This is a genomic window from Oleiphilus sp. HI0043, from assembly GCF_001634935.1.
Map to the genome: position 1 here is coordinate 1 of NZ_LWEY01000531.1, position 686 is coordinate 686.

General features: G+C 43.1%; 1 protein-coding gene. It reads right to left on the reverse strand.

Features of this window, described 5'->3' with window-relative positions; all coding sequences use genetic code 11:
* Positions 1–661, reverse strand: a 661-nt coding sequence (locus A3729_RS06540; protein WP_231877365.1) for a histidine kinase dimerization/phospho-acceptor domain-containing protein, incomplete at its 3' end; no start/stop codon positions are given.
* Between the last annotated feature and the right edge of the window lie 25 nt (positions 662–686).

Genomic DNA, 686 nt, shown 5'->3' on the forward strand with positions numbered 1-686 from the left:
CTTCAACACCAATACCCGAGTCAACAATGGCACAACGCAATATCTTTCTGTCCTTCTGCTGCACCAAACTAGCCTTAATTGTAATACTACCTTCTGAGGTAAACTTAATCGCATTACCAACTAAGTTGTTAAGAATCTGACGAATTCTTCCTGCATCTGCTTTAACCCACGCTTGCTCGAAGCCTTCCAAGTGCAATTCGAGTTTTAAGTCCTTGGCTTCCATATCGAAGCGCACCGAATCGACAAAAGATTCGAATAATTCCCTTAAATCTATCGCACCTTCATCAAGTACAAGGTGCCCTGCATCAACCTTGGAAAAATCGAGAATGTCGTCGAGTAAAGAAAGCAAAGAGCTTGCACTCTTCTTAGCAATTGCCACCTTTTGCGATGAAGAGTCATCTAGGCTTTCTGTATCCAATACGCTCAGCATCCCTAGCACACCATTCATAGGCGTACGAATTTCATGGCTCATATTGGCTAGAAAGACACTTTTTGAATGCGCTGCCTGTTCTGCTTTTTCCTTCGCTTCTTTTAACTCCAGCTCGGCTTTTACCTTTTTATCAACATCTTGAAATGAGCCAAATAAGCGTACACACTTGCCGTCTTTAAATTCTGACTGGCCAAGTGCAGAAACCCAGATTTCATTGCCTTTAGCTGTCACCAGCTGCAGCTCTTCTTGCCAAGCA